The organism is Exiguobacterium sp. UBA6309 (assembly GCF_002439205.1).
In the GTDB taxonomy this organism is placed as follows: domain Bacteria; phylum Bacillota; class Bacilli; order Exiguobacteriales; family Exiguobacteriaceae; genus Exiguobacterium_A.
Map to the genome: position 1 here is coordinate 94,349 of NZ_DJTL01000025.1, position 21,335 is coordinate 115,683.

Sequence of the window (21,335 nt, forward strand, 5' to 3'; positions counted from 1 at the left end):
ATTTTCTTCTTTACTCATTTTAGCCGAGAGTTCAAGCAATCGTCAAGAACTGCTTAACGACCAAATTCAACTTGGAGTTCCTTGAACGTCAATTCGACGGCTTCGATCGTCCGCTCGATGTCTTCATCCGTATGAGCGATCGACAGGAAGAGACCTTCAAATTGTGATGGTGGTAAGAAGACACCACGCGCCGCCATCTTTTGATAATACGAACGGAACATCTCAAGGTTCGATGTTTTCGCTTTTTCGAAGTTCGTGACGCGTTCATTCGTGAAGAAGACACCGAACATCGCGCCTGCACGGTTCGTCGTCAGCGGAATGTTGTATTTCGCCGCAGCGTTCAGGTAACCTTCCGACAAACGGCTTGCTTTCCGGTCGAACTCTTCATAGTGCTCTGGTTTCAATTGTGTCAATGTCGCTAGACCCGCTGCCATCGCGAGTGGGTTCCCGGATAATGTACCCGCTTGATAGATTGGACCTTGTGGTGCGATCTGTTCCATGATGTCACGACGTCCGCCGTAAGCCCCGACTGGCATGCCACCGCCGATGACTTTACCGAGACATGTGATGTCCGGTGTGACACCGAAGTGTCCTTGCGCACAGTGGAATCCGACACGGAAACCGGTCATGACTTCGTCAAAGATCAATAAAGCGCCGTTTTCCGACGTGATTTCCCGTAAGCCTTCGAGGAAGCCTGGTTCTGGTGGCACGAAGCCCATGTTCCCAGCAGCCGGTTCGACGATGACACCAGCGATATCGTCGCCGTGTTTTTCAAACGCGATCCGGACAGCATCCAAATCGTTGTACGGAACTGTCAGCGTCATGCTCGCGATTTGCGCCGGAACGCCTGGTGAATCCGGTAATCCGAGTGTCGCGACACCTGAACCTGCTTTGATCAAGAGCGAGTCACCGTGACCATGGTAACAGCCTTCGAACTTGAGGATTTTCGTCCGACCTGTGTAGCCACGTGCGAGACGAAGCGCTGCCATCGTTGCTTCAGTCCCTGAGTTGACCATCCGGACGACTTCGACCGACGGCACCCGACTGATGACGACTTCCGCCATCGCTGATTCGATTTCCGTTGGTGTCCCGTAGCTCCAGCCACGTGTCGCTTGTTCTTGGATCGCTGAAGTGACGATTGGATCGGCATGACCGAGAATCATTGGTCCCCATGACAGGACATAATCGATATACTCTTTTCCGTCGATATCATAGAGCTTTGATCCTTTCGCATGATCTGCGAAAATCGGTGTCATCCCGACCGATTTATAAGCACGGACCGGACTGTTGACACCACCCGGCATGAGCGGGAGTGCCCGCTCGAATGCTTCTTTTGATTTTGAGTTCTGGTTAATTAAGCTCATTTCGACCCCTCCAGGTAACGACAAATGTCTTTTGCGAAATAGGTGATGATTAAATCAGCGCCTGCTCGTTTAAAGCCAAGCATCGTCTCAAGGACGATTCGTTCTTCGTCGATCCAGCCGTTCAAGGCAGCGGCTTTGACCATTGCATACTCACCCGATACGTTATACGCAACGATTGGTAGATCGATTCGCTCGCGCACATCACGAATGATATCCATGAACGCAAGTGCAGGTTTGACGATCATGAAGTCAGCTCCTTGATCGACGTCCGCTGTTGCTTCGCGGAACGCTTCGCGACGGTTTGCTGGATCCATTTGATAACCTTTCCGGTCGCCTTCTCCCGGTGCCGAGTTTGCCGCGTCACGGAATGGGCCGTAATAAGCAGACGCGTATTTAACACCATAGCTCATGACCGGAATATGGCTGAAGCCGTTCTCGTCTAATCCTTGACGAATCGCTGCGACGAATCCGTCCATCATCGATGATGGAGCGATGACGTCGGCACCTGCTCGAGCTTGTGAGATGGCTGTTTTGACGTGAAGCGGTAATGACGCATCATTATCGACCGTACCGTCGGCGACGATTCCACAATGACCTGTCGACGTATATTCACATAAGCATGTGTCGGCGATGACCGTTAGCTGCGGGGCAACCTTTTTGACGAGACGTGTCGCTTCTTGAACGATCCCGTGATCGTGAAACGCACCTGATCCTTGCTCGTCTTTCAAGTGGTCGTGCGGGACACCGAATAAAATGACAGATTCGATTCCGAGTGCGACGACTTCTTCAATCTCAGCCGTCAGATGATCAAGTGATAAGTTGAAGACGCCTGGCATCGAACTGACTTCGCGTTTAATATCTTCACCTTCAGCGACGAAGATCGGATAAATCAAATCTGATTTATGCAACTGGTTCTCGCGGACGAGTGACCGGAGTGATGCGGTATGGCGCAAACGACGGTGACGTGCGTATTCTAATGTGTTCATGCTGATTCCTCCTCAATGATACGATCAATCATGCCGTCCACCGTGAATTCACGGGCGACATGGATCGGTTGAAGTCCGGCTGCTTTAGCTGCTTGCTCCGTGATCGTCCCGATGACGATGAAGGTCGTCTTCGGGTCTAGCGGAGCAATCGCTTCGACAGCGGAAGGACTCTGCAGTCCAATATAGGTGGCTGTTTTGACAAGTGCTTCAGGTAGCCGACGAGTGACGGTTTCATAGGTGATGATATCCTCGATCGTATATCGATTCAGTTTTCGTAACTGATCGACCGGTGCTTGCCGCGAGCGGTTCCCTCGCGCAAAAACGATATGATCGCCGTCAGACAAGTATGGTACGAGTTCTGCGACGAGTGCATCTCCTGTAAAGGTCGACGGACAGAAGTCGGCTGTTCGACCGTACTTCGCAAGTGCGTCTGCCGTCTTTCGTCCGACGACCGCGATACGCGTTGCAGCTAATTCAGGCAACGCATCAGCAATCCGGTGGACACCATTCGGACTCGTCACGATGAGCCAATCAATTCCCCTTGGCAACGTAAACGAAACCGGTCGCGTTTCAATGACAGGATAGTGCACCGACTCGATCGCAACGGCGCGCAGTCGCGCCATCTGCTCGGTCGTCGGTGGTCGACTGCCCGTGAAGAGTACCTGCTTACAAGTCATCCGGAAGTGTCGCGAGAATCTCACGACCGCCCGAAGCAAGCAGACGTTCGGCAACGTCTTGACCGAGTTGCATCGGGTCAAGACCTGATTCGCGCTCGATTAGGATTTGCTCTCCATCGACGGATCCGATGAATCCAACAAGTGTCGTTGACATGTCTTCGTTGATCGTTGCGAATCCACCAACAGGAACGTGACAGCTACCTTCGATCGCCGCTAAGAAAGCGCGCTCTGCGTAAGCTACTTTTTCCGTCATCTGATCATGAATCAGGTGCAGAAGGTCACGTACTTCTTGGTCATGTTCGCGACATTCGATACCGAGGATTCCTTGACCGACGGCTGGAATCATGTCATCTGTCGAGAGATATTCCGAGACGACGTCTTCAGACCAACCCATCCGTTTTAGACCAGCTGCTGCAAGCAGAATCCCGTCAAACGGACCATTTTTTAATTTATCAAGTCGTGTATCGATGTTCCCGCGAATCGATTCGATTTTTAAATCAGGGCGGAGTTTTAGCAATTGTGATCCACGACGTAAGCTGCTCGTGCCGACAACCGCACCTTCTGGCAAGGAAGCAAGACCTTCTCCTGTTTTCGTGATCAAGGCATCACGCGCATCGACACGCGCTGGTGTGGCACCGATGATGAGACCATCCGGTAGTTCAGACGGTAAATCCTTCATGCTGTGAACAGCAAAATCGATTTCTTCGTCAATCATCTGCTGTTCGATCTCTTTTACGAATAACCCTTTACCACCGACTTTTGAGAGCGTCACATCCAAAATGCGGTCTCCTTTTGTGATGATGTTCTTGATTTCGAACTCATACGGCGCGCCGGCTTGTTTCAACTGATCAATGACCCATTTCGTCTGTGTCATCGCTAGCTTCGAGCTTCGCGATCCAACAATGATTTTTCGCATGCTAAAATCCCCCTGTACAATGATAAAGGGGCGGCACAAGTCCGCCCCATGCATTTTCTATTGTAACACAAATCGTACTTTGTTCACCGGTTCACAGCTTTTGCTGAAGGTGTCGTCTCTTCTGACGTCACGATTTCATCTTCGAGCCCATCAAACAAGTCTTCGTTTAATGCGAACGTATCCATGAACTGCGCAATCCGCTCATCAGCATCCGGTTTCGCTGCCGCATCTTTGATGTAAGATAGCGGTTCACGCAACAATTGATTGATGATGGATTTCATGTGTTTACCAATGACGGTTTTTTCACGTTTTGACATCTCCGGTAATTTCCGTTCCAAGCTTTGCATTGTCTCTTGTTGAATCCGCAATGCTTGGTCTCGTAATTCCGTGATGATCGGCACGACACCAAGTGTCGTCATCCACCCTTCGAACTCAGCGATTGCCGCTTCGATTCGTTGTTCGATTTTCGCCGCTTCCTTCATCCGTTCCGCCATGTTTTGCTGGACGATCGATGTCAGATCATCGACATCATATAAATGAACGCCTGGCAAGTCACCAACGGTCGGTTCGATGTCGCGCGGTACTGCGATGTCAATCAACAAGAATGGACGATCGTGACGGAACAGCTGTGCTGCTGCGATGTCTTCCCGTTTGATGATGGCACGTTTTGCACCTGTTGAAGAAATGACGATGTCTGCCCGAAGCAAACCGCACTGCATTTCATTAATCGAATGCGCTGATCCTTCGAACCGATTCGCGACCTCTTCTGCTTTGGCGAGCGTTCGGTTAAAGACCGTGATGTCACGAGCTCCTGCTTCATATAAGTTGAGCGTCGTCAATTCGCCAGTTTCTCCCGCACCGATGACGACAATCGATTTATCTTCAAGCGATCCGAGTAACTGTTCGGCAAGCGTGACGGCAGCAGCACTGACAGAAACGGCATTTTCACCGATTCCAGTTTCTGCGTGAGCCCGTTTGGCGAGCGTGACCGCTTCTTTGAAGAGTTTGTTAAAGACCGTTCCTGTCGTTTCAAGCTTCTGTGCCATGAAGAAGCTTGTCTTGACCTGACCAAGGATTTGCGTTTCACCGACGATCATTGAATCAAGACCACTTGTCACGCGGAACAGATGTTTCATCGCATCGAATCCTTCATGGATGAAGAGATACGGCTCGAGCTCTTCCATCGTCAAACCAAACCAGTTTGCAAGGAAACGTTTTGTATAATACCGTCCTGTATGTGGCTGATCCGTCACGACGTACAGTTCCGTCCGGTTACATGTCGAGACGATGACACTTTCAAAGATACTTTTTTCATCGCGCAATGCGACGACCGCTCCCTTCATCTCATGCTCCCCAAATGAGACTTGTTCGCGTATTGATACAGGCGCTGTTTTGTTATTCAAGCCGACCACTACGATATGCATGCGCTCTACCCCTTACGTCCAAAGATTTCGTTCCGATCTATCTTTTCGTTCTCTATCCTACATTATAACCATTATAAAAAAGATTCCAATCAATTTATAAACTAAAATGAGTCGAAGTTGTGAAATCTTCTTCATTTTTTCTCTTCTTCTACCTTATCCCTCTCCCGTAAAAATCACAAACCCTCTGCTCCTAAAAAGAGCAGAGGGTTACACTTTACTTCAACGATTCAGGTGATACCGTCACGTCCGGTACGTCGAGACGTTGCTGACGTAAACGATAAATCCGAGCGATGTTCTGAATGACGACTTTTGAGACCGCATAGGTCGGAACTGCCAAGATGACACCGATGATGCCACCGATTTTCCCGGCAACTAGCAAAACGATGATGATCGTCAGGGGATGGACCTTGAGTGTTTTTCCTTGAACGTAAGGAGAAATCAAGTTCGATTCGATTTGTTGCGCGACGACGATCGTGATGATCGCATAGACCGCTTTGATCGGATCATCAATGAATCCGACAATGACTGCCGGGACGGCACCGATGTAAGGTCCAAGATACGGGATGATGTTCGTCACCGTACAGAATAAGGCAAGCAATAACGCATATTGAATGTCAGCAATGAAAAAGCCGATCAAGGACATCACACCGACGCAGATTGAGACGATGACCTGTCCGTTGACGTAATGCTTTACTGTCACGTGCATGTCGTGCAGAATTTTACGCGTTTCCGTTTCGTAGCTACGCGGTAACAATTTCACGACGGAGTCAGGGAATTTATACCCGTCAAGCAACATATACACTAAGATGAACGGCACTAAGACGATGATTAAGACCGTCGAAGAGATGACACCGAAAATCGTTCCAACGGACGTCGAGACGGACTTGAAGACGGTACCGACATACGATGTCGCTTCATTCGTCCACTTATCAAATAAATCTGTATTCTCATGTACCCAGGTCGAGATAAAACGATTGTCCATCAGCTGATCGCGTAAATTTAACGTTTGATCACGCAATTCGATGACGAGCGTCGGAATGCTCGTTGCAAAATCTGTCACCTGCTCAACTAAGATCGGTCCGATTGAAGCGACGGCGATCGTCAGGATCGTGATGAAACCAAGTAAAACGATCAACACGGCAAGACCACGTTTCTTGACTCGTTTTTGTAACGCATCTACGATCCCGAGCGTGAAGTAATAGAAAATACCCGCAATAATGAGCGGTGGGAAGATCAATGCCAGCATGACTTTTATCGGCTGGAATAAAAATGAGATCTTTGTACCGACCCAGATGACAAGAAAAATCACTAATACCCAAATTAATGCTTTAAACCATTTGTTTCGTAACAAATCCACCTAGCATATCCTCCTCATACCTATTCGTCAGCCGACTTTTTCCTCGGTGACGTCTTCGAGGCGTTGGCGCTCCATCTGTCCCCAGTTTCCTCGACCAGTCAAGAATTGAATCAATCCACCTAGTTTGAAGAAGACTAAAATCGGACGGTACCAGAACGACTCGGTCAAGGACCATAAATACAACCGAATCAATTCTTTGACGTTCTTGAATCGGTGCATCGTCCACTCTTCCAATAATACGGCACCTGCTGATAATAAGGAACCATAGAGTAAGGCGACGACCAATAAGACGATACCAAATTCAAAGTTAAGCGTCCCGACGAGCAGGTTGAGCGGAATGATGAAATATCCGATCAGTTCAACGATAGGTCCGAGTAATTCAATCAAAAAGAAATATAGCATCGAAACGCCACCAACAGAACCATATTTCGGATTACCGATCATGCGCTTATGCGTCCAGAGTGTCTCAGCTAGCCCACGGTGCCAACGTGTCCGTTGCGACCGCAACACTTCCATTGACTCCGGAGCTTGCGTCCAACAGACTGGTGCCGGAACGTACTCGATGCGTTTATCGAGTTTATTTTCCTTCATGTATCGGTGCAAACGAACGACAAGTTCCATATCCTCACCGACAAGTCCTTCCTTATATCCACCTGCCTGGACAACGATGTTCTTTTGGAACAGACCGAACGCACCAGAGACAATCAATAAGATGTTGAAACGGCTAAGTCCAAGGCGGCCAAATAAGAATGCTCGGAAATATTCAATCATCTGCATCAAGACGATCCGTTGTTTTGGTGTCCGAATCTCGACGATTTCACCACCTTCAATCGTACAGCCATTGACGAGGAAGATTGAACCGCATGTCGCGACGACCTCTTCGTCGGACTCGACGATCGGTTTCATGACTTTTAATAGGGCATCCCGCTCTAAAATCGAATCCGCGTCAAGCGAGCAGAAATACGGATAACTGGAATGGTCGATACCGGCATTCAAGGCATCCGCCTTTCCACCATTCTCTTTATCGATAACGATCAAACGACTATCGATCCGCGAACGGTAGACTTGTTTGACCGGCTTCGAACCGATTAGAATCCTCGGATAGCGGATTTCCTTCTCCAGCTCATACGATCGGAACAATTCGTCCATCGTTCCGTCCTTTGAACCATCATTGATGACGATGACTTCATGCTCCGGATAGTCAAGTGCTAGCAAAGCTTGGACACTCGAGACGATCGTATATTCCTCATTGTACGCTGGTACAAGGATACTGACCGGCCGTGTATAGAGAGAGCGCATCAGTGGCAAGTAAGAGCTCTCTTTCCGACGGAAGCGTTGCCGTCGCACCATTTGAGCTGAAATCAGGTAAAGCATCGAATAGAACACGATGACGAGTAACATATAAATCAACACTGTCCATGAAAGGACTTCAATAATGGCTTGGATTGTCTCAGACGACATGATGCTTCATCTCCTTTGCCAACCGTTCTGTAGCTTTTTGACGTGCATAGCGGTCGGGATGTGTACTTGATACCTTCGCCAATTGTTCGATCCCGCCACAAGCAAGCAGCGCATCAAAGGCAGCCGTCCGGACCCACCACGATCGACTACCGACAAACGGCAAGATCGCTGGTATCGCATCGGCTGGAACGACATGTTCTAAGAAACGAAGGGCAAGCATTTGCTCAACCCAACTTGATTCTTCTTCCAAGTAAGGCACATATAACTTCCAGTCCTCCTCAAGCCCGATTCGCGTGAGCGCACGAAGGGCACGTTTTCGGATTTCTGGATTTTCATCTGTCGTCTTGTCACGAACGAGTGCGATATAACGTGTCTCATCGCGATCAAAGATCAACTGAAGGATCGCTAACTTAAAAGACAGTGTCAATTCTTCAAACACAGCCACCCATTCCTCTAAGTCTTGACTACGACCGACCGCAAGAATCGCACCGAAGAAACTAATCCCATTTTCTTGCTTGGCGATGGCGATTGCATCTTGCGGTGATAGTGAGACGAGGGTCCGAACGATGACATCGCTCTCTTCTTTTTCAATCGTGTTTCCCCAACGCGCATGAATCATCGGTGCGACTGCTACCAAACGGAATTGAGAGACGGCCTCATAAGCGTTCAAGCGACGGTCAATACGGTGATGCTTCAATTGTTGTTCGTAATAGGCTTGCATATTAGCAGCGACAAAAGCTTGCACTCGTTCGAGATGTGCCGGTGTTGCCGTCAAGTTAGACAGTGCGAAGAGCTCAAGCTCAGCTAAATCCTCGTTTCCTTTTTGAACCGTCGGCATGTCCTGACGTTCACCTGTCGCATAGTCGTAGATGTCATCTCGAAAAGCAAGTTGCCAATCGCTACGGGAATGCTCGCGGTTGGCACGTTTTCGTTTTTGAACGACGAGATAGACCAATGCTCCACCTTGTAAGAAAACGAGTACAACGATAAATACTAGAATCGCCTGCATCATCGGCCATCCTCAACTTTTCGAATCCACGCGCGGAATTCTTCGATTTTTAAGGGAAGGGTCATAATATAATCAACACCTCGGTCAATCGCAAGAACATGATCGCGTTCACGGTTGTACATCGAGATCATCATCGATTGGAACGGTGCGACACTCTGTTGTTTTGCTCGCAGTAGTAATTCCAGCCCATCTGCTCGTGGTAATGCTGACGTAAACACGAGTAAGTACGGACGGGATGCTACGTACTCGTCAAGGAATGTCTCTGCTCGTTCGAATGTGACGAACCGTTCGAAGCGTTCCGTCAGTTCCCGTTCCATCATCCGACGGATATGCGGATCTTCCGTTACGACGACGACATCCGCGATATGATGGATTTTCTTATAACGCGCTAGCCGGTCAAGGACAAGCTCCCGCGATAGTGTCGCCGGTAGAATTTCTCGCGCATTTTCTAAACCATAGAAAGAGGTCTCCGTATTAAAATACACGACGGGAATTCGTTCCTCGATGACAGGTTCGCTTGCGAGAACGACATCGGCATAAGAGATGTCCGTTTGCACGCACCATCCCTCTTCGATCAGACCATTGACCGTCTCCGGCATTCGTCCAACTGTGTGCACGAACAAGGTATTCGTCGACGATTGCCGGACGGTTTCTTCCGTCCATTCAATCGACGAACTGACTTCACGATCTTGACTTGTTGATTCAAACGACTGATTGATTATTTTCCACATCTCTTCACGTCGCATTTAGTTTCCTCCCTCAGTGAATGCTTTTTTCATCGTCCGATAGACAGGTTTCAGTTCTTCTCGCTGTTGCGGATTCGTCCACTCTGCCCAGTTGTAGAAACCACGATCCTTTTCAGGGATACGTGTCTCACCAACTTGACCTGTGACTTCGATTCCTTCCGTAATCATCTTCGCTTCTAATCCATCTTTCCAGAAGTCACCGATGATTTCATGTTTACTAGGGTCTCGCATATTCAAGACCATCCATGGAATACGGAGCTCTACGGTTGGTTTCGTGATATCTGAGATATCTGTCAAGATATCGTCTGGTTCTCCTTCATGTAAAACACCCGTGTCCCACTTGACGGCTGGTTTGACGATTTTTTTCGTCACCGGGTCGCGTCTTGCATAATCGAGCATTTGATAAATTGGAACGAACTTACCGCTGTCTTTTTGATCAGACGGTGGTTTTACCATCTCAAACGGCATCTTGAGACCATAGTGATAACGGAAGATATCATAACGAGCATCGACATCGATGCGCGCCTTCTGATCGATCGTCAGGCGATATTCCGCTCCTTCGTCAAGCATCAACGGACCGACTTTCGTATTCCCATCGTTCGGTTTCGTCGATAGCGCAAGTGTCGTCGGCTCTGCTTTTTTCCGGTCGATACGCAAATAGAGATAGGCTTCGTCGGATGTCATATATATCGCTTGATCCTTATTTTCAGCGACTGGTGCATACCCTTTCCAATCATCCAATTTCCCGTCAATGACGATATCTGAACGCAGGAAACCAAGCATACCGAAATGTTGTTCGCTCGTCTGGACATTCGACCAACGGGGACGCGTATTGGCATCATCATAATCCATCGTGTTCCACGTCCGTTTGAACCATTCATCTTGCCAGATGAAGACGAGTCCACCGGCTGTTTTGACGTCTTTAATGTCTTGATAGAGTTGTGCGACGAGTTCGCCTTGTTTCTTCTCACTGACATGCCCTTGATCGAAACCATTTGGTCCGAGGTGCGTCTTCCCGCGAGAACTCGGAATTCCGAATTCTGATACAAGTAGCGGCATATCATGATAATCCTTCATCTTCTTCAAGTAACGGGCATACGATTCAGATCCTTTGTCCGTTTTTTGACTGTACTCTTCCTTTATGAACGAAGGATAGTACGGATAGATGTGGTAAGACGCGAACAAGCCACCCGGGAAATCCTTCGTTGCTTTTAAGTGATTGAAATCAATGGAGACGAGGTCCTGTTCTTCCTCAATCTCTTTTGGGTGTTTCAACGGATCCGTCGTCGGCCAGTTCGTCGAACCGATTGGTCGTGTTGTGCCGTACTCTTTGATTTCGTGTGCAGTCGCCGTATCCATCCGACCTGCTAACCACGATTCGAAAGGAGACGCTTCTTTCGTCGTCGTTACATATTGTCCTTCGAAACGTGTTCCTTTGTTCTTTTTATTTGTTTCAACGACAGCTTCCGGTAACCATTCGATTCCGAAGACAAATGCTGAAACGTATTGCGAGACGTCTGAAGTGTATGTTCCGGAAGCATGACCAACAACTTCTTTAACGACTGCGTTTCCATGAATGACGTCAACCATTCGTTTTGCTTCCGTATCTGTCATCTTCATGAACTTTGGATCAAATGCATTTTTTAGTTCCTCGAACGGCTTCTCTTCGACCCACATGCCTTGCATGAGATAAATCGGTTGTTTCGCCTGTTCGTTGTAAGCTTTTAATGCATCGTAAAAAGCAGGAGGGTGCAACGTGTACACACGAATCGTATTGACCCCCATCGCTCCGATTTCCTTCAACCAACGATCATATTCGTTTCGGCTGATGGCATGTTCCCCGGGAAATGCACCTGGTCGACCAAGTCCAATGTTGACACCCTTAACGAAGTACGGCTTCCATTCACCATCTTGATACATCTCAAGCGTGTCCTGTCCTTCACGAGCTCGGGTCCGCAACTCTTGATTACCGACCTTCGTTTGTGAAAGTGGTTTGATCTTCGCAGTTTGTGTCGAGATCCGTTTCGTATCTTCAAGAATCCGCGTCAGCGTCGGGGCGTAAATCTTCCAGAAGAACGCCGATTCACTTTCCGCACTATCGAGGATGAACTGTTTGCGGAACCAATCGAGACCACTGTATCGATAATAACGTGGGATATCCGCGACGTCCGTATAATCACCGGCAAAATAGTGACCACTTCCTTGCGTGACATACGCTGGAAACTCAAGCGGCAACTGGTATTTTCGAAGCATTGCTTGTGTCTGTTTCGAAGGATTCCAAGAGAAATGCGCTTGTTGTTTCCCGCCATCTAGTTCAAGAATCTCGAACCAGTAGTTATAACGGACCTCATCTTTTGCATTCCCCTTATTTTGATCCCACTTGTAAAGTAAAGGAGTGTCATCATTGACGAAAAAAGCTTTTTCGGTCGAATCATTAATAAAAACATAACCCGGACCTGATAGTTTGAACTCTTTTTCTTTCGCTTGTGTTTTTAATTGAGCTACGACGTTTTTCTCAAGACCTTGCAGTTTTGTTAAATCTGGAAAAAATCGACCTATCCATCCTGTCCAAGCCGTTCCGAATAATTGTCGAAACGCACTGGACCGCTCGACTGACGTCGGACTTGCTGCTGTATTAAATTCCGCCACGACGGTTTTTCCTTGCGAAATCGCTTCAGTTGCTAGTTCGACGTCTTCTGTCGTCAAGCCACCACGATGTTCTTTTTTCCCGTTGACGTCATATGATTTTCCGTACGTATCCGTAAACAACAGCACATCTGCTTTAGAGGCTTGTTGTAACATTTTTTTACCTTGTGTACCATCATACCGGTTGATGTAGTCCGAATACGTATAATCTTGCCCTTGCGTATTTCGGATCTTTAAGTGATTCAATAACCACGTCGTTCCGGCATGCTCTCGCTCTTCCGTTCCGTTCGTGTAATCAAATAGCGCAATGTCTAATGTCTTTTCCTGCTTCAAGAACCAAATGGCAAATGGTGTCAGAATGAGTAAGACGACGATTGCGAACGTCCATTTATAACGCCTCATATTGGCATAGCCTCCCACTAGAACAATTTGTTCCTATCATTGTAACGTGAATCAAATGATGTTCATATAATGGAAATCAAAAATGTTGTAAGGAAATAATTAGATGCTATTTTTAGATTACTTTAACCCTCATAAAAAAAACGTCCTGCTCTCCTATTGTAGGAGAACAGAACGTTTCGTTTTTTACAGAAGACGATAAATCGCTTCCCATGCGGCATCGACGCCTTCTCCTGTCTCAGATGAGAAAGGAATTAAGGTATCTTGACCATCAAATTGCAATTTACGTTTGATTGCCGCGATATGTTTATCACGTTGACTCTTTTTGATTTTATCGAGTTTTGTCGCAACGACGATGACCGGTAGATCGTAATACTTCAAGAAATCGTACATCGTCACATCATCCGCAGACGGATCGTGTCGGATGTCGACGAGCTGTACGACACCTTTGAGGATTTCACGTTGTGTGAAGTACTTCTCCATCATCTTGCCCCACGCTTCACGCTCCGTCTTCGAGACTTTCGCATACCCGTAACCCGGTACATCGACGAACATGACTTCATCATTGATGTTAAAGAAGTTCAAGGTTTGCGTTTTACCTGGTTTCGAAGATGTCCGCGCGAGTGCTTTTCGCTGAACCAGTTTATTGATGAAAGAGGACTTTCCGACATTCGATCGCCCTGCGAGTGCCACTTCTGGCAACAATGGCTCCGGATAATGTTCCGGATTAACACCACTCGTAATAAAATCAGCTTTATAAATTTTCATGTTACTCTCCTTTTAATGCATGTTCGAGCACTTGCTCCATCGTCGCGACCGGAATGAATTCCATTCCTGCGCGGACGCTTTCCGGGATATCATCGATGTCCCGCGTATTATCTTGTGGTAGAAGAACGGTCGTCAAGCCCGCACGATGTGCTGCGAGTGACTTTTCCTTTAGTCCACCGATCGGTAAGACCCGTCCGCGTAGTGTGATTTCACCTGTCATCCCGACGTCCCGGCGAACCGGACGCTTCGTCAAGGCGGAAATCAGTGCTGTTGCCAGTGTAATACCAGCAGATGGACCATCTTTTGGTACAGCACCTTCAGGGACGTGGATGTGGATGTCTTGTGTTTCGTAGAAGTTCGGTTCGATGCCAAGGGACGTCGCATTTGCTCGGACGAAACTGTACGCAGTCTGAGCGGACTCTTGCATGACGTCACCGAGTTTCCCGGTTAACTGCAGTTTCCCTTTACCCGGAGCAAGACTGACTTCGATCGTCAACGTATCGCCCCCAAAAGCAGTATACGCTAAACCAGTCACTGCGCCAATCATATCTTCTAGCTCGCCTTGACCATAACGGTAGATCGGTTTACCTAAGAAATCATCTAGATTACGCTTCGTCACCGTCACCCGCTTCTTCTCACCCATCGCGATTTGTTTTGCTGCTTTCCGGCAAAGTGAGCCGAGGACACGTTCAAGATTACGGACACCGGCTTCTCGTGTATAACGACGAACGACTTCTTCTAGCGCGTCTGCTTTGACCGTCAATTGACTCTTTTTCAGACCGTGTTCAGCAAGTTGCTTCGATAATAGATGACGAACGGCAATTTCCGTCTTCTCTTGTTCCGTATAGCCACCAATCTGAATCAGTTCCATTCGGTCGAGCAACGGTCCTGGGATGTTCGAGACATCATTTGCTGTCGCAATGAAGAGGACATTTGATAAATCGAACGGTTCTTCGATGTAGTGATCGGAGAAGCTGTTGTTTTGTTCCGGATCAAGAACTTCAAGCATCGCGGACGATGGGTCACCACGGAAGTCATTTGACATCTTATCAATCTCATCCAGTAAGAAGACCGGGTTATTCGTTCCTGCTTGTTTTAAACCGCGGATGATTCGACCTGGCATCGCACCGATATACGTCCGGCGATGTCCACGGATCTCCGCTTCATCGCGCACGCCACCAAGTGAGACGCGGACAAACTTCCGCTCGAGCGCTGTTGCGATCGAACGAGCAAGCGACGTTTTCCCGACCCCCGGAGGACCAGAAAGACAGAGAATCGGACCCCGTAGCGAATCCGTCAATTGACGAACGGCGAGATACTCAAGAATTCGTTCTTTGACCTTTTCTAGACCGTAATGATCCTTTTCAAGCTGTTCCGAAGCAGCTGAAACGTTCAAGAAATCATCGGTTGCCTCATTCCATGGTAACGAGAAGAACCATTCGAGATAGTTGCGGATGACCCCATGTTCGGGACTTGTCGCCGGTACGACAGCTAAACGACTGATTTCCTTCTCGACGTTCGCAACCGTCGTTTCCGGTAAATCAAGCATGGACAGTTGCTCCCGGTATTTCGTCGCATCGCTTTCAACGGATGTCGACTCGCCACCGAGTTCTTGTTGAATCGTCTTCAATTGTTCCCGCAAGTAATACTCGCGTTGCGATTGTTCAATCGTCTTCTTCGTCCGTTCACGCATCTCACGTTCGAGTTCGACGACTTCATATTCATGTTTCATGACGTCAAGCAGCATCAATCCCCGTTCGACCGGATCCTGTTGTTCGAGGAACTCCTGTTTCTTCGAGATATCGATCGGTAACTTCGATGTGATATAGTCCGTCAATGAGTCGAGACGTTCATAGGTCTCGAACCGACGACGCTCATCCGTGCCGATTCCTTTGATCCGAGAGACGAGTTGACCGAACTGTTCTTTAATTAGACGAACGAGCGCTTCTTGTTTCGCCCCTTTGATGTCCATCTTCTCGATTGGTTCGATGACTGTTTGATACCCTTCGTCCGTCTCCTCAACGTTTTCAATCCGGACGCGTTCCTTCCCGATAACGCGGACACGAACTGTATCATTCCCAAGTTCACTCATCTTCGCGATTTGAACAAGTGTACCGACCTGATGCAACCCGTCTACAGACGGCTCTGCTTCTGGATCACGTTGCGTGACGACGACGAGATCGATCTCGTGTTCCTTTGATGCAAGTAAGGCTTTTAAGGATACCGGACGCCCGACATCAATCGTCAATCCGATCAACGGATACGCGACGACACCGCGTAACGGTAAAAGTGGATATTGTTTTTTCTTCATTCGAATTCCTCCTAAACAAAAAGACTCGGAAAGGCGTACAAGTAGCCTCCGAGCCGATTTGTCACGGTGTTACGCCGTTTCTTTTTCTTTCCCATGTTCAATTGTACCATCTTTCAGCTCAAGCGTTGGACCGCGCTTACCAGTCAACGTTTCTGCTGTAATGATGACTTTCGCGATGTCTTCACGCGATGGAATTTCGAACATGATATCTAGCATAGTTTCTTCGATGATTGAACGAAGACCACGCGCACCTGTTTTACGTTCGATTGCGAGCTTCGAAATCTCAAGAAGTGCATCTTCCGTGAAGTCGAGTTCGACATCATCAAGTTGAAGCATTTTCTTATATTGTTTCACGAGGGCGTTTTTCGGTTTCGTCAAGATTTGAACGAGTGCCTCTTCATCGAGTGGCTCGAGTGTTGCCATGACTGGCAAACGACCGATGAACTCAGGAATCAAACCAAACTTTTGAAGATCTTCTGGCAATGCGGCTGCTAGAATTTCTTTTTGTGTGAGGTTACGGTTCTCTGAATCGTTTCCGAAGCCGATGACTTTTTTACCGAGACGACGTTTGATCGACTGATCGATACCATCGAATGCTCCACCAACGATGAACAAGATGTTCGTCGTATCGATTTGGATGAATTCTTGATGCGGATGTTTGCGTCCACCTTGTGGCGGTACACTTGCAACAGTTCCTTCCAAAATCTTCAGTAAAGCTTGTTGGACACCCTCACCAGAAACATCACGTGTAATTGACGGGTTTTCTGATTTACGAGCAATCTTATCGATTTCATCAATATAGATGATTCCTTTTTCAGCCTTCTCGACATCATAGTCAGCTGCTTGAATGAGTTTTAACAGGATATTCTCGACGTCTTCACCGACATAACCGGCTTCCGTCAAACTTGTTGCATCTGCAATCGCAAACGGTACGTTTAAGATACGTGCCATCGTTTGGGCAAGAAGTGTCTTACCGCTACCTGTTGGTCCAATCATGACGATGTTCGATTTTGAGAGCTCGACATCATCTGCGCGACCACCAGCATTAATTCGCTTGTAGTGATTGTACATCGCTACAGACAACGATTTCTTCGCTTTCTCTTGACCAATGACATAATCGTCAAGTGTCGTACGAATTTCATGCGGTTTTGGAACGTTCTTCAGCTCGACTTCTTCTTCGGTACCGAGTTCTTCCTCTACGATTTCATTGCAGAGTTCGATACACTCGTCGCAAATGTAAACGCCAGGTCCAGCAACAAGTTTGCGTACTTGTTCTTGTGTCTTTCCACAGAAAGAACATTTTAGCTGACCTTTTTCTTCGTTGAATTTAAACATAAAGGTCCACCCCTTTAACGTGGAAATTGTATGGATGCCTGTAGCATCCCGTCTCACGTTTTACTATTTATGATTGTAGCATGAACAAGGAAAGTCTTTCAAATCCTGGACGAACGATTTACAGTTTGATGTTCTGAACCAAGGATTGTTTGTCCTTGTTTGACCTATCGTACAAAAAAATCGACTCCAAGACCAGAAATTGGGCTTGAAGTCGATCGAAAACCATGAAATGGCTTATTTTGCTTTTGCGTTGTCGACGAGAACATCGATAGCTTTACGGAATTGAAGATCGCCTTTAAGCGTTTCAAGACCACCTTGTGGTGCAAGCATCGTTTCAAGTTGATCTGCAGGGATGTTGTAGAGTTCTGACATTGATTGAAGTTCAGTTTGAGTTTCCTCATCTGTTACTTCGATTTTTTCGTCAGCAACGATTTGCTTAAGGACGAGACGTGCCTTAACGCGCTCTTCCGCTTGCTCTTTCATTTCAGAACGCATTGCCTCTTCTGTCGTTCCAGTCAACTGGAAGTACATGTTGAGGTCGATGCCTTGTGATTGAATACGTTGTGTGAACTCTTGAACCATACGCTCGACTTCGTTTTCGACCATGACTTCTGGAAGATCAACTGTCGCGTTTTTCGTAGCCGCTTCGACTAACTCATCGCGCATTGAAGCATCAGCTTCTTGTTTGCGTGTGTTTTCGAGACGCGTACGGATTTTTGTTTTCAACTCGTCGAGTGAAGAAACTTCTTCATCCATCTCTTTTGCGAACTCATCTGTCAATTCAGGGAGCTCTTGCGCTTTGACCTCATGGATTGTTACTTTGAATGTAACTGGTTTTCCAGCGAGTGATGCTTCGTGGTATTCCTCTGGGAATGTCACTTCAAGATCTTTTTGCTCGCCAGTTTTTAAACCGATCATTTGCTCTTCGAATCCAGGAATGAAGTTTCCAGAACCGATGACGAGTGAGTAGTTCTCAGCAGTTCCGCCGTCGAATTGGTTTTCCCCATCGAAACCTGCGAAGTCGAATACGACTGTATCGCCATTCTCGATGACGCCATCTTCTTTAACGACGAGTTCTGCACCGCGTTCTTGCAATGTTTTGAGTTCAGCGTCGACGTCTTCGTCAGTAACGTTCGTTTCAACTGCTGTGTACTCAAGACCTTTGTACTCACCGAGTGTAGCTTCTGGCTCGATGACGAACGTGATTTTGAATTCGACTGGCTTGCCTTTTTCGAGTGTTTCAACGTCGATGTTTTCAAGCGCGATTGGCTCGATTCCTGATTCGACGACTGCACCTTCGATTGTGTCCTTATAAAGGATATCGAGTGCATCTTGGTACAGTGCTTCTTCACCGTACATTTTGTTAAACATTGCGCGTGGCATTTTTCCTTTACGGAAACCTGGTGTGTTCAAAGTCTTAACGACTTTCTTGAACGCTTGGTCTACCGCTTTATCAAATGCTTCAGCAGGCGCTTCATACGTGAGGACGCCGAGGCTACCTGATTGTTTTTCCCATTTTGCAGTCATGCTGAGTCCCTCCAAAATTGTCAATTAGCGTACATGTGTGTACAACAAGTCACATTATAGCACAATCGTTCTGACGATTACCACTGTTGAACGAATCGTTTCCGGATGTCTCAATCGAAGTAAATTTGCTCGAATGCGATGACTTCCGGATAGAGGATATGCACTCCCTGATATAATCGCTTTGCTAGCGGACTTAAGACACGTTCCGGCTCTTCTTTTTCAAACGACAACCCTGCTAGTTCTTCGCATGCGAGGAGCCATTTCTCCATATCCGACCCGATTGCTTCTCGTTCTTCAAGATGAATCAACTGGTCCGAACGCAAGACGAGCAAGGCTCGAAAAGGATCCATTCGTTCTAATGTATGCATCGATGCGAGTAACGCTTGTTGTTCCTGTTGATGTGCAATCAGCACTTCTTCTAAATCCTGACGCGTCGAGATCGTCCAGTGTACATCTAAATGCGGCACATAAATGTCTGCCGGATAGGACAGATGCTCAATCACACTTCCTAATAACTGATCGATGACGATTAGGCTTTGATGTTCTGTATCCTGAGCACGAAGATACTTGTGTGTAATGTAGTCAAAGAGCGCAGGTGTCCGTTCGAATTCAGCACCAGCCAAATGGCGCATTTGTTCGACCCAGCTTCCATGTTGCAACACATGCATCAACGCCGTTCCAGAAGTTACGGCACTCTGAGTAACATTGTTTTTTTGAACCGGTGTCGTCTTTTGTTCTCGCACCGTCATCCGCTGTTTAATCTCGTCTAATCGAAGCGCAAGTCCATACGGCAGATACGGTGACGCCGAGCGTAGAGCGAGCTTCATTGGATACCGTTCTCCGAGTTCATAAAGAAAGAGTGCGAGCACTTGCTCCACACCCTCGACTTCAAGAAAACGTTCTGCTACAGTCTCGTATCGTTCACGGTCATGCAGTAAAAACGGCTGGATGACATAGAGTCGGTATAATACATCTTCTCCTATCAATTGGTCAGTCTCTAATTCTTTTACCAGCCGTTCTTGTTCAGCTGCCGGCAAACGGAGGACCCGAGCTCGTTCTGCTTCTAGTTCGTGTTCCATCCAGCGGGATGTCTCCATATTCCTGCACTCCTTCATTCAACTACTTATTTCGTAAACGGATCGAGCAAAGACGTCCAGTTTGTGATCGCATCTTGTAATTTCCCTGCCTGTTCGATACCGAGACGATTTAATGTATCGAGAGAGACGTCTGTTTCAAGAAGTCGTGTGATGTCTTCTGATTGATTCACGAACTGCTCGAGCTTTGCACTTAAATTTTGTAACTCTTGCGGTGGATTTTCAAGTCCCGCCAATCGTTGGTCGATTTGGTCCAGCTCTTGATTGAACTGATCAATCGTTCCGTTTTCCTTTAACTTTTCGATTTGTTGGTCGAGCGCTTGCTCCGGATTCGTGGATTCGCGTGCTTTCGTAGCCGCTTCATTAAAAGAAGAAGATAAGTCGGACGTGACTTGTGCGGTATCTTTCGCAATCCCTTGAAGTTCTCCAGCATAATCGACACTATTTTTCACATCGTTGACCTGTTGTTTTGCATCATCAACTGTATTTGAAATCTCACTACATCCTACAAGAAACGTACTGAGTAACAGGACTGTTCCAACTTTCTTCCACATCGCTTTCATCCCTTTCAAGTTCATGATACCTTAATTATAAGCGAAAATTGAAATAAAAAAAAGAGACCGCCCTCGTAAGGGCAGTCTCTATTTTAATTATAGCGTCCCAAGAGGGATTCGAACCCCCGACCGACGGCTTAGAAGGCCGTTGCTCTATCCTGCTGAGCTATTGGGACGTGTCAACACGAATAAACTATACTAGAACAATTCTTTCGTGTCAATCACATTACAAAGATTGCATTTATTTTATTACAAAAATGTTCCGTCGAGGTGAAGTGCATTGACGCGATCCCCGTTCATGTCAAGAAAATCGACAGAATAGCGGTCTTGTTCTACTTCAAGAATCGCATACGTCTTGTCTGGGCGATGGCGTGGCATCCGAATCGATCCTGGATTGATGAATAACACACCATCCCGATACTCCGCCTTCGCAACATGAGAATGACCATACAAAACGATATCAGCTTGCTTTTCGTTCGCATGATGTTGCAAGACATCTAGGCTATATTTGACGTCCTGACGATGTCCATGGACACAGAGTACCTTATGCTCGTCCATTTCCGACGTGACTTCTTCCGGGAAATCGTGTCCATAATCACAGTTCCCCCGTACAACACGATATGGATATAACGATTCAATGTCGCGCGTCAATTGAGAGTCTCCACAATGAAATGCTAGATCCACGTCCTGATGCCGTTCGAATATCGTAAGCAGTTCTTGTTCTAGTCCATGGCTATCACTAACGATCAACGCTCTCATTT

17 protein-coding genes and 1 tRNA gene are annotated in these 21,335 nt (G+C 47.3%); all 18 read right to left on the reverse strand.

The genetic code is table 11. The features are described from left to right. Nucleotides 1–53: 53 nt before the first annotated feature. On the reverse strand, nt 54–1,364 hold the full coding sequence (gene hemL, locus B3M90_RS07000; RefSeq protein ID WP_290755011.1) for a glutamate-1-semialdehyde 2,1-aminomutase: 1,311 nt from the start codon (nt 1,362–1,364) through the stop codon (nt 54–56). Beyond that, nucleotides 1,361–2,350 carry a porphobilinogen synthase gene (gene hemB, locus B3M90_RS07005; protein WP_023468970.1) on the reverse strand — a complete coding sequence of 330 codons (990 nt, stop codon included), beginning with the start codon at nt 2,348–2,350 and terminating at the stop codon, nt 1,361–1,363. The genes hemL and hemB overlap by 4 nt, the downstream gene beginning before the upstream one ends. Then, nucleotides 2,347–3,051, reverse strand: a complete 705-nt coding sequence (locus B3M90_RS07010; protein ID WP_290783162.1) for a uroporphyrinogen-III synthase — start codon at nt 3,049–3,051, stop codon at nt 2,347–2,349. The genes hemB and B3M90_RS07010 overlap by 4 nt, the downstream gene beginning before the upstream one ends. Further along, the gene (gene hemC / locus B3M90_RS07015; RefSeq protein ID WP_214852993.1) at nt 3,017–3,943 is read right to left on the reverse strand and encodes a hydroxymethylbilane synthase; all 927 of its coding nucleotides are present in this window, start codon (nt 3,941–3,943) and stop codon (nt 3,017–3,019) included. The genes B3M90_RS07010 and hemC overlap by 35 nt, the downstream gene beginning before the upstream one ends. An 83-nt stretch (nt 3,944–4,026) precedes the next feature. Next, nucleotides 4,027–5,367: a glutamyl-tRNA reductase gene (gene hemA / locus B3M90_RS07020; RefSeq protein ID WP_035406423.1), complete on the reverse strand. Its 1,341-nt coding sequence runs from the start codon at nt 5,365–5,367 to the stop codon at nt 4,027–4,029. 214 nt (nt 5,368–5,581) lie between these two features. Next, nucleotides 5,582–6,724 (reverse strand): AI-2E family transporter, encoded by a 1,143-nt coding sequence (locus B3M90_RS07025; RefSeq protein WP_052018986.1) that lies wholly within the window; start codon nt 6,722–6,724, stop codon nt 5,582–5,584. Nucleotides 6,725–6,751: 27 nt separating this feature from the next. After that, entirely contained in the window at nt 6,752–8,185 is a 1,434-nt protein-coding gene (locus B3M90_RS07030; RefSeq protein WP_056062594.1) for a glycosyltransferase family 2 protein, read from the reverse strand. Further along, a complete protein-coding gene (locus B3M90_RS07035; RefSeq protein ID WP_214852990.1) occupies nt 8,175–9,197 on the reverse strand; it encodes a HEAT repeat domain-containing protein in 1,023 nt (340 codons plus the stop codon). Before B3M90_RS07035 ends, B3M90_RS07030 begins: the two co-directional genes overlap by 11 nt. After that, a complete protein-coding gene (locus tag B3M90_RS07040) occupies nt 9,194–9,940 on the reverse strand; it encodes a response regulator (protein WP_214852987.1) in 747 nt (248 codons plus the stop codon). The genes B3M90_RS07035 and B3M90_RS07040 overlap by 4 nt, the downstream gene beginning before the upstream one ends. Then, nucleotides 9,941–12,988 (reverse strand): hypothetical protein, encoded by a 3,048-nt coding sequence (locus tag B3M90_RS07045; protein ID WP_290755022.1) that lies wholly within the window; start codon nt 12,986–12,988, stop codon nt 9,941–9,943. Nucleotides 12,989–13,171: 183 nt separating this feature from the next. Further along, nucleotides 13,172–13,753 carry a ribosome biogenesis GTP-binding protein YihA/YsxC gene (yihA, locus tag B3M90_RS07050; RefSeq protein ID WP_023468975.1) on the reverse strand — a complete coding sequence of 194 codons (582 nt, stop codon included), beginning with the start codon at nt 13,751–13,753 and terminating at the stop codon, nt 13,172–13,174. Nucleotide 13,754: 1 nt separating this feature from the next. After that, nucleotides 13,755–16,064, reverse strand: a complete 2,310-nt coding sequence (gene lon / locus B3M90_RS07055; protein WP_214852982.1) for an endopeptidase La — start codon at nt 16,062–16,064, stop codon at nt 13,755–13,757. Nucleotides 16,065–16,133: 69 nt separating this feature from the next. Then, the gene (gene clpX / locus B3M90_RS07060; protein ID WP_290783166.1) at nt 16,134–17,399 is read right to left on the reverse strand and encodes an ATP-dependent protease ATP-binding subunit ClpX; all 1,266 of its coding nucleotides are present in this window, start codon (nt 17,397–17,399) and stop codon (nt 16,134–16,136) included. Nucleotides 17,400–17,633: 234 nt separating this feature from the next. Further along, nucleotides 17,634–18,926: a trigger factor gene (gene tig, locus B3M90_RS07065; RefSeq protein ID WP_290772025.1), complete on the reverse strand. Its 1,293-nt coding sequence runs from the start codon at nt 18,924–18,926 to the stop codon at nt 17,634–17,636. Nucleotides 18,927–19,036: 110 nt separating this feature from the next. After that, entirely contained in the window at nt 19,037–20,023 is a 987-nt protein-coding gene (locus tag B3M90_RS07070) for a hypothetical protein (RefSeq protein ID WP_290755026.1), read from the reverse strand. A 26-nt stretch (nt 20,024–20,049) separates the two neighbouring features. Then, nucleotides 20,050–20,574: a hypothetical protein gene (locus tag B3M90_RS07075; RefSeq protein ID WP_290783169.1), complete on the reverse strand. Its 525-nt coding sequence runs from the start codon at nt 20,572–20,574 to the stop codon at nt 20,050–20,052. A gap of 102 nt (nt 20,575–20,676) precedes the next feature. After that, nucleotides 20,677–20,750: transfer RNA gene (locus B3M90_RS07080), tRNA-Arg, on the reverse strand. A 73-nt stretch (nt 20,751–20,823) separates the two neighbouring features. Then, entirely contained in the window at nt 20,824–21,333 is a 510-nt protein-coding gene (locus tag B3M90_RS07085; RefSeq protein WP_214852973.1) for a metallophosphoesterase family protein, read from the reverse strand. Nucleotides 21,334–21,335 lie beyond the last annotated feature (2 nt).